Below are 17,051 nucleotides of genomic sequence, written 5' to 3'. Positions count from 1 at the left end.
GTGCTTTTATGTTTATTTTTTAATATGAATAGAATTAGTGTCTAAATTTAATAATCATATGAAATAATGACTAAAGTAAGTTATCAAATTATATGCTTTAATAGATGAACAAAATGTGCTTGCTGGGGTGAAAAATAATGAACATTAATAAGAAACTTTTGATCGTTCTACTGTTACTAGCTTTTTTAGTAGGTGGAACGGTAACGGCAACGGCTATGTCATTAGCTAGTGGCAGCGATGAACCAGAAGTAGAAGATTCAACAGATCCATCTGACTCTGAGGAACCACCTCAAGAGGAATCAGGAAAGGAATTGTCGCCTTCGGATGATTATGCGTTCTTTAATCAAGTGATGGAGATGATTCAGGAAAATTACCGAGATGAAGTCGATGAAGAACTGCTTTATGAAGGCGCTATTGAAGGTATTGTTAATTCATTAGATGACCCCTTCAGTGAATATATGGATTCTGAAGCAACGGAAGAATTTAATTCACAAATAGAGTCTTCATTTGAAGGAATTGGTGCAGAGGTTACTCAACGAGATGATCAAATTACCATTATTGCACCAATTGGGGAATCACCTGCAGAAGAAGCAGGCTTAAGACCGAACGACCGGATCCTTGAAGTTGATGGTGAATCAATGGAAGGGTATACGGTAACTGAAGCTGTTTCATTAATCCGTGGTGAGAAAGGAACGGATGTTGTTTTAACGATTGACCGTGTAGGAGAAGATGAGCCTTTTGAAGTCGTTATTACACGTGATACAATTCCGTTAACAACGGTGTATGCTGACGTTCAGGAGTATCAAGACCAGCGAGTTGGTATTTTAGAAATTCGCTCTTTCGGAGAGGGAACTGCTGAGGAATTTGCTGAAGAACTAGAGCGACTTGAATCAGAAGAAAATATTGATGGTTTAGTATTAGATGTCCGTGGTAATCCAGGTGGCTTATTCACGTCAGTTGAGCAAGTTCTAAGTCATTTCATGGATGGCGATGATCCTTATGTCCAGACATCTCGTCATGATATTGAACCAGAGCCTTATTACTTAAATGGCCGTGGCGAAAAGGATTATCCGATTTCTGTATTAATTAATGAAGGTAGTGCCAGTGCGTCTGAGATTTTGGCCGCAGCGATGAAAGAAGTTGGTGGCTATGAGATCGTTGGTCAAACGACTTTTGGTAAAGGAACGGTTCAACAAACGATGCCTTTAGGCGACGGTATGTTAAAATTAACGGTACTCAATTGGTTAACCCCAGAAGGTAATGAAATTGAGGAAGTAGGGGTTGAACCTACGATTGAAGTAGAACAACCGGATTATTACTATCTGACGCTCATTCAAACAGAAGAACCCTTACAATTAGATATGAATAATTCAGAAGTTGAAAAGTTACAAATTATGCTAGAAGGTTTAGGTTACGATATCAACCGGACCGATGGCTATTTTGATGAAGACACCCAACAAGTTGTCGAAGAATTTCAGCAAGCAGAAGGATTAGATGCGACAGGAGTAGTCGATGAGGCAACTGAAGAACGTTTAGAAGAATTAATTCTAGAGGCTGTAACTGACCCTGCGAATGATGTTCAGTTACAAACAGCCGTTGAATCTTTATTCCAATAAGCTACAATTTATCGATGAATGTTGCTAGAAAAGATGGCTCAATCTTTATTGGGTCATCTATTTTTTACATAAGTACACATTTGATTAGCAGGAATTTATCATAGGGCTGCAGAAATTAATAGTATACGGACAAACAGGAACGAGGAGGGCATCAGCATGTGGTTAGATTGGTTACAGGAATTAGGTTTTGGTTTGTTATGGTTATTTGCGCAGCCTATATTATATGCAGCCATAGCTCTATCATTTTGGACAGGCTACTTACGCATCAAAGCTGATCGCCAACAAATCGGGCATCGAGTGTTCCCGCTACATGCTGAGTGGAAGGGAACCTGGTTATGGGGTTTATTGTTTGGCTTAATCCTCTCAGTTGCTTTCGTTGCCGTTGGAGTTATATTGACATGGGAGTGGCTATTACTTTGGTCAGCCGTCACGATTGTATTGATGGCGAGCCATCAGGTTTACCTACTATCGCCTGCTTATACACTCGGCTTAACAATTATCGCTGTTTGGGCAATTGATTTCTGGAATTTAACGGTGATCAACTCGGACGTAACCACCAGCATATTACAGGTGGAATCGGTCAGCTCGATCTACTTAATGTTGGCTTTATTACTAGCCGAGTTTGTCTTAATTTATACAACTAAAAGGTCAAACACGTTCCCTCAATTAAAAAAAGGAGACCGAGGGAAGTACATCGGCATTCATCATGCCAAACGATTGATGTTGATCCCATTACTGGTTCCACTGCCTTTTGGTACGGTTACCTTAAATGAATATTTATTTTGGTGGCCTATGTTTGGTAGCGAAGGAAGTGGCATGAGCTTCGTCCTTTTTCCATATATAATTGGGTTTTCCCAGCGCTTCCAAGGTATGTATAGTGATACGGGGGCTAGAAGAGTTGCTTGGTATGTTTTGGGGGTAACGATTTTGCTTATTGGTGGAGCGACTATTACTTACGGTGAGCCAATCTTATCACTAAGTTTAGTCGTGATCGCTATTGGGGCGCGTATCCTCATTCAGTTATTAACACGCTATTTTGATCAGGAAAAACGCCCGGTTTATACACCTGAAGTAGACGGGATTACGGTTGTCGGTGTTGTTCCTGGGTCACCTGCTGATGATATGGGATTAATTATCGGTGAAAAAATTGAACGTGTTCACGATGTACCAGTGACAAATGAGTATGAGTTTTATGATGTATTGAGCGATAACCGAACCTATTGTAAGCTGAACGTTCGTGATCTAAATGGGGAAATCAGGTTCGTGCAACGTCCGTTATACGAAGGTGAGGATCACGAATTAGGCTTGATCTTTGTGAAAGAAACACCACGATTTACCTTACAATCAGAGACCATAAGCTTAGACGGAAATTGAAAGGAGTGACTCGCCACTTCTTTCAATTTTTTTATTTCGTTGTAAAAAGCCTTTCTTTTGCAAAATGCCCAATAAAAAAATATTCTTTTAATGTAAGGAAAAATCAATATAGAATACATGTTCGTATTTTTGTGTTAAGATATAATATAGAATAACTTTAGTTGGGGATGATGTTGTGGAACATTCATTTAAACTAGAATCTAAATTTGAACCTCAAGGTGATCAGCCAAAAGCGATAAAAGAGCTGGTTAACGGAATTCACCAAAATAAAAAACACCAAACGTTACTGGGAGCAACAGGGACGGGGAAGACGTTTACCGTTTCGAATGTCATTCAGGAAATTGACCGTCCGACTCTTGTGATTGCTCATAACAAGACGTTAGCGGGTCAGCTTTATAGTGAATTTAAAGAGTTCTTTCCTAATAACGCGGTTGAGTATTTTGTTAGCTATTATGATTATTATCAGCCAGAGGCATATGTGCCACACACGGATACATATATCGAGAAGGATGCTAGTATCAATGATGAAATTGATAAGTTAAGGCACTCAGCGACGTCTTCGTTATTTGAACGGAATGATGTGTTGATCGTGGCTAGTGTTTCTTGTATCTATGGCTTAGGTTCGCCAACAGAATACAAGGAGCTCGTTTTGTCTTTACGTGTTGGTATGGAAAAAGAGCGCAATCAAGTGTTAAGAGAGTTAGTTGACATTCAATATGCTCGGAATGACATTGATTTTCAGCGTGGAACTTTCCGTGTGCGTGGCGATTCAGTCGAAATTATTCCGGCTTCTCGTGAGGAGCATTGTATAAGAATTGAATTTTTCGGTGATGAGATTGATCGGATTCGTGAAGTTGATGCCTTGACTGGTGAAATTCTTGGCGATCGTGATCACGTGGCTATTTTCCCAGCTTCTCACTTCGTAACCCGTGAAGAGAAGATGAAACGGGCGATTAAGAATATCGAAAAAGAGTTAGAAGAGCAATTAGAAAAATTCCATGAAGAAGGTAAACTTCTTGAAGCGCAGCGCCTGGAACAGCGGACCAATTATGATCTTGAAATGATGCGCGAGATGGGCTTTTGCTCAGGAATTGAGAATTACTCGCGTCATTTAGCATTTAGAGAGCCAGGATCAACTCCCTATACATTACTTGATTACTTTCCTGATAACTCTTTAATAGTTATTGATGAATCGCACGTGACGCTTCCACAGATTCGAGGCATGTTTAACGGTGACCAAGCTCGTAAACAAGTGTTAGTGGATCATGGTTTTCGTCTACCATCGGCTATGGATAACCGCCCACTTAAGTTTCATGAGTTTGAACAGCATGTAGATCATGCTCTATATGTATCTGCGACGCCAGGTCCGTATGAACTAGAGCATTCACCTAAGATGACTGAGCAAATTATCCGTCCAACTGGATTGCTAGATCCGCAAGTCGATGTACGCCCAATTAAGGGTCAAATTGATGACTTAATTGGTGAAATTAATAAACGGATTGAACGAGAAGAACGTGTGTTAGTGACGACGTTAACGATTAAGATGTCTGAGGATTTAACGAATTATCTACAAGAGATGGGGATTAAAGTTGCCTATCTACACTCTGAAATTAAAACGCTTGATCGGATTCAAATTATCCGTGATTTGCGCCTCGGAAAATATGATGTCTTAGTTGGGATTAATCTATTAAGAGAAGGTTTAGACATTCCAGAGGTCTCACTGGTCGCCATTTTAGATGCAGATAAAGAAGGCTTCCTACGTTCTGAGCGTTCCTTGATCCAAACAATTGGCCGGGCTGCTCGTAATGAAAACGGTGAAGTGATTATGTATGCTGATAAAATGACCGATTCGATGAAAGTCGCGATTGATGAGACCAATCGTCGTCGTGAGAAGCAAATGGCATATAACGAAAAACATGGGATTACCCCAACAACGATTAAAAAGGACATTCGTGATGTCATTCGTGCAACTTATGAGGCAGATGATGTTGATACGGATGATCAAATCGAGCAGTATAAGAAACTGTCTAAAGAAGAGAAAGCTGAGCTAATCGATCGTTTAGAAACAGAGATGAAGCAAGCTGCTAAAGACTTAGACTTTGAAAAAGCGATGGAACTACGTGATGCGATGTTGGAGTTGAAAGCGGAAGGATGAATGGTTCATGAAATCAATTACGATACAAGGAGCTAGAGCACATAATTTAAAAAATGTTAATGTGACGATTCCTAAAAATAAACTAGTGGTCATGACCGGTTTATCGGGCTCAGGTAAGTCATCATTGGCCTTTGATACGATTTACGCGGAAGGACAAAGACGGTACGTAGAATCATTATCAGCCTATGCTAGACAATTTTTAGGGCAAATGGATAAACCGGATGTCGATGCGATTGAAGGTTTATCTCCAGCGATTTCGATTGACCAGAAAACGACGAGTAAGAACCCACGGTCAACAGTTGGAACGGTGACAGAGATCTATGACTATTTGCGTTTATTATTTGCTCGTGTAGGAAAGCCAATCTGTCCGATTCACGGAGAGGAAATCTCAGCGCAAACTGTTGAACAAATGGTTGATCGTGTTTTAGAACTAGAAGAACGAACCAAATTACAAATCTTAGCGCCAGTCATTTCAGGGCGCAAAGGTGAACATAAGAAAGTTATTGAGGATCTGAAGAAAGAGGGGTATGTCCGTTTAAGAGTTAATGGGGACATGCGAGAAATTTCCGAGGAGATAGATCTCAATAAAAATAAAAAACACACAATAGAGGTCGTAATTGACCGGATTATCGTTAAAGAAGGGATCGAATCGAGACTAAGTGATTCGATTGAAACCGCGTTAAAATTAAGTGATGGTCAAGTTGTGATCGATTTAATTGATGGGGGCGAGATGTTATTTAACGAACATCATGCATGTCCGAAGTGTGGGTTTACGATTACGGAGCTCGAGCCAAGATTATTTTCCTTTAATAATCCATTAGGTGCTTGTCCAACTTGTGATGGCTTAGGCTCCAAGTTAGAAGTCGATTTAGACTTAGTCATTCCTGATAAGACCTTAAGCTTAAATGAAGGAGCAATTGTCCCGTGGCAACCGATTTCATCACAATACTACCCCCAGCTTTTGGCTTGTGTCTGTGAACACTATCAAATTGATATGGACACACCAGTTAAAGATTTATCAAGAGATCAACTGGAAAAAATCTTATACGGTAGTGGGGAAGAGAAGATTTTATTCCGATACGAAAATGATCAGGGCAGTGTCAGGGAAAATGAGATCTTCTTTGAAGGTGTCTTAAATAATATCGCGCGACGCTACCGTGAGTCTTCATCAAGTTTTATTCGTGAAACAATGGAGAAATACATGGCCCAATCTGCGTGTTCAACATGTGAGGGCTATCGATTAAATGGTGAAGCTTTGGCAGTTAAAATCGAAGGAAAGCATATTGGTCAAGTAACTGATTTATCAGTGGCGCACGGCTTAGATTGGATTAATCATGTGACGTTAAGTGAAAAGGAAGCGAAAATTGCTCAGATGATTATTAAAGAAATTAAGGATCGCTTAACCTTTTTAGTTAACGTTGGGTTAAGTTACTTGAATTTATCACGTTCTGCCGGAACCTTATCAGGTGGAGAGGCTCAAAGAATCCGTCTAGCTACCCAAATTGGCTCAGCGCTAACCGGAGTTTTATATGTGCTTGATGAGCCTTCGATTGGGTTACATCAGCGTGATAATGATCGCTTAATTAATACGTTAAAACGAATGCGTGATTTGGATAATACGCTCATAGTTGTTGAGCATGATGAAGATACGATGTTAGCGGCTGATTGGCTCGTTGATATTGGCCCAGGAGCTGGAGCACAAGGTGGAGAAATAGTGGCCAGTGGTTCTCCAGATGAAGTGATGAAAGACCCTGATTCACTGACTGGTCAATATTTAAGTGGTCAAAAATTTATTCCATTGCCAGCTGAACGTAGACCAGCTGATGAAAAACGGATGCTTACGATTCGAAATGCATCTGAAAATAATTTAAAACATGTGGATGCTTCCATTCCGCTCGGGTTGATGACGGTCGTAACAGGTGTATCAGGTTCAGGTAAAAGTACGCTTATCAATGATATTTTATATCAATCACTATCCAAAAACTTACACCGTGCAAAAGTAAAACCAGGTCAACATGACACGATCGAAGGGATTGATCATTTAGAAAAAGTGATCGATATTGACCAATCACCTATTGGCCGAACGCCTCGTTCTAACCCTGCAACATACACTGGAGTGTTTGATGATATCCGAGATGTGTTTGCTCAGACGAGTGAAGCGAAAATGAGAGGATATAAAAAAGGACGTTTCAGCTTTAATGTTAAAGGTGGACGCTGTGAGGCTTGTCGTGGTGACGGGATTATTAAAATTGAGATGCACTTTTTACCGGATGTTTATGTTCCATGTGAAGTTTGTCATGGAAAACGGTATAATCGTGAAACTTTAGAAGTTAAATATAAAGGCAAGAGTATTGCAGATGTCTTAAATATGCGTGTGGAAGAGGCTTTAGAGTTCTTTGAAAATATTCCGAAGATTAAGCGCAAACTGCAAACCGTTGACGATGTTGGCTTAGGTTATGTTCGCTTAGGGCAACCAGCCACTACGTTATCTGGTGGAGAAGCGCAACGAGTCAAATTAGCTAGTGAACTCCATCGCCGTAGTAATGGACGTTCACTCTATATTTTAGATGAACCAACGACTGGCTTGCATGTTGCAGATATTGCACGGCTTTTAAGGGTATTGCAACGTTTAGTGAAAAATGGCGATACCGTTTTAATCATTGAACACAATCTAGATGTGATCAAAACGGCTGATTACTTAATCGATTTAGGTCCTGAAGGTGGTGACGGTGGCGGTCAAATTATTGCCACGGGTACACCTGAAGAGGTTTCTGAAGTGACAGAATCACATACAGGACAATACTTAAAGCCTATTTTAGAGCGAGATCGCAAACGAATGAAAGGTCAGTTGACTGCACAGACAACGACTTAATTTTACTGGGGGGATACACATGAAAACGATCAATCAAGAAGAGGTTCAAAAATATATCGATCAATTTGCTAATGAACCTGTCTATATTCATTTAGAAACAACCAACGGCGCCTATGCCAAACATTTTGATAAGACAGCTCATAATGTTGGTGCTTACATTCGTAATGCCCAAATTAAATATGAACGTGGAAAGATTATTAAATCAGATGACTTTGATACGTACCGTGTTGGATTAAAGACAGGTGGTTGGGTTTACGCTGAAGGGTTAACTGATTATGAGTTTAATGATGAAGGTCAATTATTACTAGCTGGGCATGACCAACAAGGACGCCTAATGGTAGCCTTACAAATCAGCCCTAAACCATTTAGAATGTAAGGAAGGGGAGTCAACGAAATGGATTATTCACAACATAAGCATGTCGTCATTATCTATCCACACCCAGATGATGAATCCTTTGGGACATCTGGTACGATTTTAAACTTTAGAGAAGCAGGCGTTCCTGTTACTTATCTTTGTGGAACGTTAGGGGAAATGGGGCGCAATATGGGTAGTCCGTTTTTTGCTAACCGTGAAACATTACCAGAGATTCGCAAGCAGGAGTTAATCGATGCTTGTAATGTATTAGATATGAACTTAGAAATGTTAGGTTATCGTGATAAAACAGTTGAATTTGAATCACGCGACGATATTGCACAGCGCCTAAAGCAATTTATTGTCGATTTAGGAGCGACACTAGTGATCACTTTCTACCCTCCTTATGCGGTCCATCCCGACCACAATGCTATGGGTGCAGCAGCCTTTGAAGCGGTGAAAGGGATCGAGCCAGAAAATCGCCCGGAGCTATGGGCAACAGCTATTATTAATAATCGCAATGAAGTATTGGGCGAGCCAGATATCGTTGTCGACACCGAATCGGTTTTTGAAAAGAAACTTGAAGCTATTAAAGCTCATCGTTCACAAGCAGAAGGCATGTTAAGTAAAATGCGTGAGAGCTCCGATTTTATAGGTGAATATGAAAGTGCATTACAACGCTTGCAATTCGAAAGTTTTTATCGAATTGATGTTGATGAATTAGATGAGTAATTAAAGTCTCCGTCTCTAGTAGGAGTCTTGGAATTGAATTTTTCAGTCGATTGGTTGATTCCTTCTTCTAATCTTTGCCGTATAATAGTAGGAAAGATGGAACGATTAGGAGGAAATCCTTATGAGTGAAAAGAGAAGAAAGATACTAAATTTACTAGAAGAAGGGCATATTACAGCAGAAGAGGCTGATGAATGGTTAGAGGCCCTGGATCAAGCTGAGGCAAAGGAAAGCCAAACGAACACTGAGAAAACGTCTGAAAAACAAGAGTCATCTGGTGATTTTTCCAAAACGTTAAAACGTGACTTGAAGAACTTTACTGAAGGAATCTTCAATTTTATTGATGATACTTTCCAACGAGTGAAGGATGGCCCGTTTGAATTTAGTTTCAATCATTCAGTAGTGAAGCGAACGTATGATTATTCCAAAGACCATGTGAAGCATTTGAATATCGATTTAGCTAATGGGACATTGGAATTTATTCCAACAGAAGAAGAGAATGTTGAAATCTATGTGAAAGCAAAAGTTTTTAAAGAAACCGACCAAGATCGAGCCGACCGAATCTTTGATCAATCATTCTCTATTAGTAATGAAAATGACATGCTGAAAATTGAACAAGATCGAAAAGATATTTCCATCGATTTGAAAGTCCATTTACCAAAACAGCAATATGAAAACGTGTTTATTAAAACCATTAATGGCTCGATTAAAGCTCACGGTATCATATGGACTTCTGCCCGTATTTCAACGGTTAACGGAAGCGTAAAGATGTTTGACTTTACTGGAGAGACGTTATATGTCGATACGAAGCATGGATCGGTTCGCATGGATGAAACTAAATTAAGTAAAGTCAAATTAGACACTGTTACAGGCTCTGTATTTTACGATGGAGAAGTTGATCAAATTAATACCAATGTGACTACAGGAAGTGTTCGTGTTTATGTCCATAATGATGACGCTCGGCACGCCGACTTAAATGTCGCAACAGGATCAATTCAGTTATATGTGCCAAAGGATATGTATATCAATGGAACAGCTAGTACAACTGTAAGTAGTGTAGATATTGACCTTCCTCGTGCAAAAGTCAAACGATTAGATGAGCAGATGATGAAAAAAGTCACCCAATTCATCTATGCTGAAGAAGGAGAAGAGTATTTCGACGTCGATCTTTCTACAAAAACGGGCAGTATAAGAGTCTATAATATCTCTAAGTAAGCTGGTTCATTAAAGGGGTTATGAAGTATGTTAAAAAACTGGTTAATCGCCATTATCGTAAACGCCATCGCGATTATTGCAGTGGCAGAATTATTTGAAGCTTTTTATATTGAAGACTTTGGGATCGCCCTACTAGCGAGTTTTATATTGTCGATATTAAATGTAATTGTAAAACCTATTTTAGTCCTATTCACCTTACCAATCACTTTTATCACATTAGGTTTGTTTTTGTTTGTGATTAATGCGATTACCTTAATGCTAGCCCAATGGATTATTGGCGACACCTTTGTGATCGACGGCTTCGGGTGGGCACTCATTGCCTCAATTATCATCTCGATTTTAAATGTGTTGTTACAAAGCTTATTTAAACAAGTTGTTCGATAAAGAAGAAGTTGTAGAAAACTTGGCGAAAGCCAAGTTTTTTTGTTGTTAGGAACTGAGAGGGGGCTGTCCGACTGTGGCGAGGGTTGATCCGACTGAGAGAGGTGTCTGTCCGACTGTGGCGAGGGTTAATCCGACTGTGGAGAGGGTTAATCCGACTGAGAGAGGGGTCTGTTCGACTGTGGAGAGGGTTAATCCGACTGAGAGAGGGGTCTGTTCGACTGTGGAGAGGGTTAATCCGACTGAGAGAGGGGTCTGTCCGTCTGTGGAGAGGGTTGATCCGACTGAGAGAGGGGTCTGTCCGACTGTGGCGAGGGTTGATTCGACTGAGAGCGATCTCTGTCCGTCTGTGGCGAGGGTTAATCCGACTGAGAGAGGGGTCTGTCCGACTGTGGAGAGGGTTGATTCGACTGAGAGCGATCTATGTCCGACTGTGAGAGGGATACATCCGACGCTCAGGAGACGAATCCGATCGTGAGCGACAACGATCCGATTTTCAGGTGAAGAACCCTCTCCAGTACCCTTCAATTGTCAGATTGATTCATATCGATTATGATTGTTTTGTGATATAGTTAAATTTGTAATTATGAACGATTTTATGGACTAAACAACCTAAGAAAATTTGTGTGATTAATAGCTATAACATAGGAGGAGATACGGATGGTTAAAGTCCGTACGCAGGATTTGATTGATCGATTTGAACTTGAATTAGTAGCCGGAAAAGACGGTGTCCACCGTGAGATTGTCACCAGTGACATTTCTCGTCCTGGTATGGAAATGGCGGGGTATTTCACCCATTATCCTAAAGAACGTTTACAGTTAATGGGGCGTACGGAGGTTTCGTTTTTGTATGATTTGACGGAGCCTGAGGTACGTGATCGTATGGAGAATTTGTGTACAGATGTGACTCCTGGGATTGTGATTACTCGTGGTATGGAAGTTCCGAATGCGCTTAAAGAGGCGGCAGATCAGGCCGGAGTTCCGGTGATGCGATCGCCATATAAAACGACTCGTGTCATTAGTCGTCTGACGAACTTTTTAGAAACGAAATTTGCTCCAACTACGGCAGTGCACGGCGTTTTAGTCGATGTGTATGGTGTAGGTGTCTTAATAACTGGTCAAAGTGGAATCGGAAAGAGTGAAACAGCACTAGAGCTAGTTAAACGTGGCCACCGTTTAGTGGCAGATGATAATGTTGAAATTCGCCAGGAGGATTATGATACGTTGATTGGCAACCCACCGAATTTAATCGAACACTTACTGGAAATACGGGGATTAGGAATTATCAATGTGATGACGCTTTTTGGTGCAGGAGCGGTTCGTAATTTTAAACGAATCTCATTAGTAGCTAATTTAGAGCTCTGGGATGCTGAGAAGCAGTATGACCGGCTAGGTCTTGATGAAGAAACGATGAAAATTATGGATGTTCGTTTGCCAAAAGCAACAATCCCGGTTCGTCCAGGGCGTAACTTATCGGTTATTATTGAGGTTGCAGCGATGAATTTCCGTTTAAAGAAAATGGGTGTGAATACGGCAGAGGAGTTTTCTGAAAGGTTAAATGCTGTCATAGACGTCGATCATAACGAAATAGAATAAGGGGGAGTAGATCATGTATGAAGCTTGTGCATATGAACCGTATGACCGAGTATTTATCGAGCTAGGGCCTTTACCTGTATTCTGGTACGGTTTTTTGATTATGCTGGGTGCTTTAATTGGTCTGATTGTAGCCACAAAAGAAGCTAAAAGATTAGGCTTACATAAGGACTTTTTCGTCGATTTACTAGTCTTTGCCATTCCAGCAGCGATTATTGGTGCTAGATTATATTACGTCATTTTTGAGTGGGAACGCTATAACTCGTTAATAGAAATTATTGATATCCGTGAAGGTGGCTTGGCGATTCACGGTGGATTGATTGGTGCGTTGTTAGTTGCTTATTTTTATGCAAAGATCAAGAACGTATCATTCTGGAAGATTGCTGATATTGCTGCACCAAGTATTTTGATCGGGCAAATGTTGGGCCGTTGGGGGAACTTTATGAACCAAGAGGCTTATGGGGGTCCGATTTCACAAGAAGTTTATCAAAGTTTCCACCAGTACATTCCAAGCTGGATTATGAATAATATGTGTGTCGATGGTGTTTATCATCACCCGACATTTTTATATGAATCGATGTGGAGTGCGCTAGGAATTATCTTCTTGCTCATCCTACGATATAAAGTGAATCCACGTCGAGGTGTGATTTTCTTAAGTTACCTCATTTGGTATTCATTTGGTCGTTTCTTTATTGAGGGGATGCGAACTGACAGTCTCTATTTAATCGGTGAGTTGCGCACTGCTCAGTTAGTTTCGATCTTATTAATTGTCGGTAGTTTATTCTTAATGTACTACAGAAAGAAACAAGGTTATGCTGATGAGCTGTATGACGGAACCAATTTGAATAAACGTAAAAAAGGTAAGTCACAAAAAGCTGGGCAAAAGCAGAAAAATAAAAAGAAAAAATAACCATTAGGAAAAGGGAGTTCTGGAGTTGAATGAAACGCTAAAAAAAGGATTACAAAGTGGATTTTCAGTTACATGGGCTTTAGGGAAAATTATTTTTCCAATTACCGTGATTGTTATGATGCTCCGTTACACGCCAGTATTTCCGATGCTCATTAGCTGGTTGGAGCCAATTATGAGATTCTTTGGGTTACCGGGAGAAGCGGCTGTACCGCTTGTCCTCGGTAACCTACTGAATCTATATGCCGGAATCGGGGCTATTGTTAGCTTTGATTTCACTGTGAAAGAAGTTTTTATCTTAGCGATCATGCTATCATTTTCTCATAATTTAATTATCGAATCGGCCGTCGCTTCCAAAGTAGGGGTTAACTTTTGGCTAATTATGAGCGTTAGGGTCGGTCTTGCGATGTTTGCGGCTGTAATGATTAACTTGTTTTGGCAAGGTGGAGGTGAGCTTGCTCAATACGGTTTGATTTCTAATGAAGGGTCTTCTCCTGAGGGTTGGGCAGAAATTGTATTTACTGCTATACAGACCGCATTTATCAGTATCTTGCAACTAGCAGCGATTGTTATTCCACTTATGGTTGCAATTCAATGGATGCGCGATCAAAAGTGGCTAGATTGGATGTCAAATAAGCTAGCACCGATGACGAAAGTGATTGGCGTTCAAAAAAATGCTTCAATGACTCTAGTTGCTGGCTTAACGATTGGTTTAGCTTATGGAGCTGGCCTTATGATTCAAGCCGTGAAAGAAGACAATGTATCGAAAAAGGATATGACGCTCGTTTTGATCTTCTTAGTTACTTGTCACGCTGTTGTTGAGGATACCCTTGTCTTTGTACCACTGGGGATACCGGTATGGCCACTGTTATTAATTCGCTTAGTCGCAGCTATCCTATTAACGGCACTGATTGCTTATATTTGGAAGCGAATGGAGAAGAATAAGGAACACGAAACGAGAGAGGATGCAGTCGTATGACAATCAAGACATTACTATTTGACTTAGATGGAACGTTAATTGATTCCAATGAATTAATTATTGAATCGTTTAAACATACCTTGCAGCAATATACCGATCAAGAGTATCAACGTGAAGATATTTTAAAGTTTATCGGGCCACCATTAAGAGACACTTTTGAGCAGGTACTACCTGACCAAGTGGATGAAATGATGCAGACCTATCGTGAGCATAACTTAGCCAATCATGATGCTTATATCCAAATGTACGATGGTGTTTATGAAACGATCAAATCATTGCATGAAAAAGGCATTCCGATGGCCATTGTTACAACCAAGATTAGAAGTACGGCCATTAAAGGGTTAGAGTTAACGGGATTAGACGAATTTTTTGATGTCGTTATTGGTTTAGATGATGTTAATCAAGCTAAGCCGGACCCAGAGCCAGTATTAAAAGGGATGAAGGCTTTAGATGGTGAAGCTGAAACAACGCTCATGATCGGTGATAACTCCCACGATGTTCATGCAGGGCAGCACGCAGGCACTAAAACAGCAGGTGTTTCTTGGTCAGCCAAAGGTCGGGAGTTTATCGAGTGGTTAGAGCCAGATTACGTTTTAGAACACATCTCTGATTTGCTCAAAATAGTCGAGGAGTGATCAGATGCGAAAGACAAAGCGATACCCTGTGTCCAAATCCAATTCACTATGGCAAATTTACGATACAGTCCCTTTGTTTAAAGTGATGAAAAACTTTATCTTTATTCAACTGGGGCGCTATTCCCCATCATTAAAGTTAAAAAACTGGATGTACCGACGATTTTTACGTATGAAAATTGATGACCAGACCGCACTCGCTTTAATGGTGATGCCAGATGTTATGTTTCCTGAAAAAATTTATATCGGTAAAAATGCCATTGTCGGGTACAATACGACGATTTTGGCGCATGAATATCTCATCAAAGAGTACCGCTTAGGTGATGTCATCATTGGAGATGAGGTTATGATTGGGGCTAATTGTACGATTCTACCAGGTGTGACAATCGCTGACGGTGCCGTGGTATCAGCTGCAACCTTGGTTCATGAAAATGTCCCGGCAGGAGCCTTTGTGGGTGGTAATCCGATGCGAGTGATCTATACGAAAGAAGAAATGGAACAAAGAAAACAAGCTGAGAAACAAAAATCAAAAAAATAATTCAATCACATCGAAACACATGTATTAAACAACGATCGTATTAGGTTTAATACGTGTGTTTTTTCTTCCCAAGATGAAAACTAGTATTGAAGATCTATTTATTCCAATTAACCGAACTTTCAAATGAACTTTCCTTTAGTTCTACTCTGCTTTTCGATAAAATGGAATAAAATACAAGTCGTTAAGAGAATGATAAGGTGAGGGGAATAAAAATGGAAAAGTTTATTTTATCGCTGGATCAAGGTACGACTAGTTCACGAGCGATCTTATTTAATCATGCTGGTGAGATTATTGAAGTGGCACAACAAGAGTTTACTCAATATTTTCCGAAACCGGGTTGGGTCGAGCACGATGCTAATGAGATTTGGACGTCTGTGCAACATTGCATGTCTGAGGTGTTAAGAAAAGCCGATGTCGATGCAAAACAAATAGCTAGTATAGGAATTACTAATCAGCGAGAAACAACCGTTGTCTGGAATCGCCAAACGGGTAAACCAATCCATAAAGCCATTGTCTGGCAGTCTCGGCAAACGGAGGATATTTGTGATGAGTTGAAAAAACAAGGCCATGAAGAACTGTTTAAGCAAAAGACAGGACTTCTGCTTGATCCTTATTTTTCTGGGACGAAAGTGAAATGGATTTTAGACCATGTTACAGGTGCGCGTGAACAGGCAGAAAACGGCGATCTATTATTTGGGACGATTGATTCGTGGTTAATTTATAAACTAACAGGTGGTCAAGTACATGTGACTGATTACTCCAACGCCTCACGGACGCTTATGTATAACATTCATGAGCTTAAATGGGATGAAGAGTTATTAGATTTATTATCGATTCCTAAAAGTATGCTTCCTGAAGTTAAGGATTCATCAACGGTTTACGGACATACGGTGGACTATCACTTCCAAGGTGAGAATGTTCCAATAGGTGGGGCATGTGGTGATCAGCAGGCAGCTTTGTTTGGTCAGGCTTGTTTTGAACAAGGAATGGCGAAAAATACCTATGGCACGGGCTGCTTTATGTTAATGAATACAGGCGCTGAAGCAGTAAGATCAGAACACGGTTTATTAACGACCTTAGCATGGGGAGTGAATGGCGAAGTTCAATACGCACTGGAAGGTAGCATTTTTGTTGCTGGTTCTGCTGTTCAGTGGTTACGAGACGGATTAGAATTGATTAAAACTTCGGCTGAAAGTGAAGATTATGCGACCCAAGTAAGCTCAACAGATGGAGTCTATGTGGTTCCAGCGTTCGTAGGCCTTGGTACGCCTTATTGGGATAGTCAAGCGAGAGGAGCTGTCTTTGGTTTAACACGTGGTTCAGAGAAGGCACATCTCATTCGTGCAACTCTTGAATCATTAGCCTATCAGACTAAAGACGTTGTCCACGCCATGATTGAAGATGCCAATTTACAATTGAAGAAGCTTCGTGTCGATGGTGGAGCGGTGACCAATAATTTCTTAATGCAATTTCAAAGTGACATGTTAGGTGTTGATGTTGAACGCCCATTAGTTAATGAAACAACCGCTTTAGGTGCCGCTTATTTAGCGGGTTTAGCAGTCGGCTATTGGGATAGTAAAGAAGATATCGCGAATCAGTGGGTCATCGATCGTACTTTTCACGCGAATATGACTGATAAAGAACGCCAAGCAAAATACGATGGTTGGAAGCGGGCTGTTAAGACCACACAAGTATTTACTTCCTAGA

Annotated in this window: 15 protein-coding genes; all 15 read left to right on the top strand. The window is 40.5% G+C overall.

Annotated features, from left to right (window positions below; all coding sequences use genetic code 11):
• Nucleotides 1–137: 137 nt before the first annotated feature.
• The 15 genes from HWQ49_RS05955 to glpK all read left to right on the top strand — a co-directional run bounded on the left by HWQ49_RS05955 (nucleotide 138) and on the right by glpK (nucleotide 17,050).
• Complete coding sequence (locus HWQ49_RS05955; RefSeq protein WP_188206690.1) at nucleotides 138–1,616, top strand: S41 family peptidase; 1,479 nt, start codon at nucleotides 138–140, stop codon at nucleotides 1,614–1,616.
• A 156-nt stretch (nucleotides 1,617–1,772) separates the two neighbouring features.
• Nucleotides 1,773–2,990 (top strand): PDZ domain-containing protein, encoded by a 1,218-nt coding sequence (locus HWQ49_RS05950; RefSeq protein WP_188206689.1) that lies wholly within the window; start codon nucleotides 1,773–1,775, stop codon nucleotides 2,988–2,990.
• A 175-nt stretch (nucleotides 2,991–3,165) separates the two neighbouring features.
• Nucleotides 3,166–5,145, top strand: coding sequence for an excinuclease ABC subunit UvrB (gene uvrB, locus HWQ49_RS05945; protein ID WP_188206688.1), 1,980 nt, complete (start codon nucleotides 3,166–3,168; stop codon nucleotides 5,143–5,145).
• A gap of 7 nt (nucleotides 5,146–5,152) precedes the next feature.
• Nucleotides 5,153–8,017 carry an excinuclease ABC subunit UvrA gene (gene uvrA / locus HWQ49_RS05940; RefSeq protein WP_188206687.1) on the top strand — a complete coding sequence of 955 codons (2,865 nt, stop codon included), beginning with the start codon at nucleotides 5,153–5,155 and terminating at the stop codon, nucleotides 8,015–8,017.
• Between the two features lie 19 nt (nucleotides 8,018–8,036).
• On the top strand, nucleotides 8,037–8,393 hold the full coding sequence (locus HWQ49_RS05935; RefSeq protein ID WP_188206686.1) for a YojF family protein: 357 nt from the start codon (nucleotides 8,037–8,039) through the stop codon (nucleotides 8,391–8,393).
• A gap of 18 nt (nucleotides 8,394–8,411) precedes the next feature.
• Nucleotides 8,412–9,101 carry a bacillithiol biosynthesis deacetylase BshB2 gene (gene bshB2, locus HWQ49_RS05930; RefSeq protein ID WP_188206685.1) on the top strand — a complete coding sequence of 230 codons (690 nt, stop codon included), beginning with the start codon at nucleotides 8,412–8,414 and terminating at the stop codon, nucleotides 9,099–9,101.
• Nucleotides 9,102–9,222: 121 nt separating this feature from the next.
• On the top strand, nucleotides 9,223–10,314 hold the full coding sequence (locus HWQ49_RS05925) for a DUF4097 family beta strand repeat-containing protein (protein WP_188206684.1): 1,092 nt from the start codon (nucleotides 9,223–9,225) through the stop codon (nucleotides 10,312–10,314).
• A gap of 27 nt (nucleotides 10,315–10,341) precedes the next feature.
• Entirely contained in the window at nucleotides 10,342–10,698 is a 357-nt protein-coding gene (locus HWQ49_RS05920) for a phage holin family protein (RefSeq protein ID WP_188206683.1), read from the top strand.
• A 73-nt stretch (nucleotides 10,699–10,771) separates the two neighbouring features.
• A complete protein-coding gene (locus HWQ49_RS05915) occupies nucleotides 10,772–11,173 on the top strand; it encodes a hypothetical protein (protein ID WP_188206682.1) in 402 nt (133 codons plus the stop codon).
• Nucleotides 11,174–11,355: 182 nt separating this feature from the next.
• A complete protein-coding gene (gene hprK, locus HWQ49_RS05910; protein ID WP_188206681.1) occupies nucleotides 11,356–12,291 on the top strand; it encodes an HPr(Ser) kinase/phosphatase in 936 nt (311 codons plus the stop codon).
• Nucleotides 12,292–12,304: 13 nt separating this feature from the next.
• Nucleotides 12,305–13,198, top strand: coding sequence for a prolipoprotein diacylglyceryl transferase (lgt, locus tag HWQ49_RS05905; RefSeq protein ID WP_188206680.1), 894 nt, complete (start codon nucleotides 12,305–12,307; stop codon nucleotides 13,196–13,198).
• 25 nt (nucleotides 13,199–13,223) lie between these two features.
• The gene (locus HWQ49_RS05900) at nucleotides 13,224–14,174 is read left to right on the top strand and encodes a nucleoside recognition domain-containing protein (RefSeq protein WP_188206679.1); all 951 of its coding nucleotides are present in this window, start codon (nucleotides 13,224–13,226) and stop codon (nucleotides 14,172–14,174) included.
• Nucleotides 14,171–14,809, top strand: coding sequence for a pyrophosphatase PpaX (ppaX, locus tag HWQ49_RS05895; protein WP_188206678.1), 639 nt, complete (start codon nucleotides 14,171–14,173; stop codon nucleotides 14,807–14,809). The genes HWQ49_RS05900 and ppaX overlap by 4 nt, the downstream gene beginning before the upstream one ends.
• Before the next feature lie 4 nt (nucleotides 14,810–14,813).
• Complete coding sequence (locus tag HWQ49_RS05890; protein ID WP_188206677.1) at nucleotides 14,814–15,344, top strand: acyltransferase; 531 nt, start codon at nucleotides 14,814–14,816, stop codon at nucleotides 15,342–15,344.
• A gap of 212 nt (nucleotides 15,345–15,556) precedes the next feature.
• Complete coding sequence (glpK, locus tag HWQ49_RS05885; protein ID WP_188206676.1) at nucleotides 15,557–17,050, top strand: glycerol kinase GlpK; 1,494 nt, start codon at nucleotides 15,557–15,559, stop codon at nucleotides 17,048–17,050.
• Nucleotide 17,051: the final 1 nt, after the last annotated feature.

Source organism: Alkalibacillus aidingensis (genome assembly GCF_014595945.1).
In the GTDB taxonomy this organism is placed as follows: Bacteria; Bacillota; Bacilli; order Bacillales; family Alkalibacillaceae; genus Alkalibacillus; species Alkalibacillus aidingensis.
This window is presented reverse-complemented; position numbering and strand designations above follow the sequence as displayed.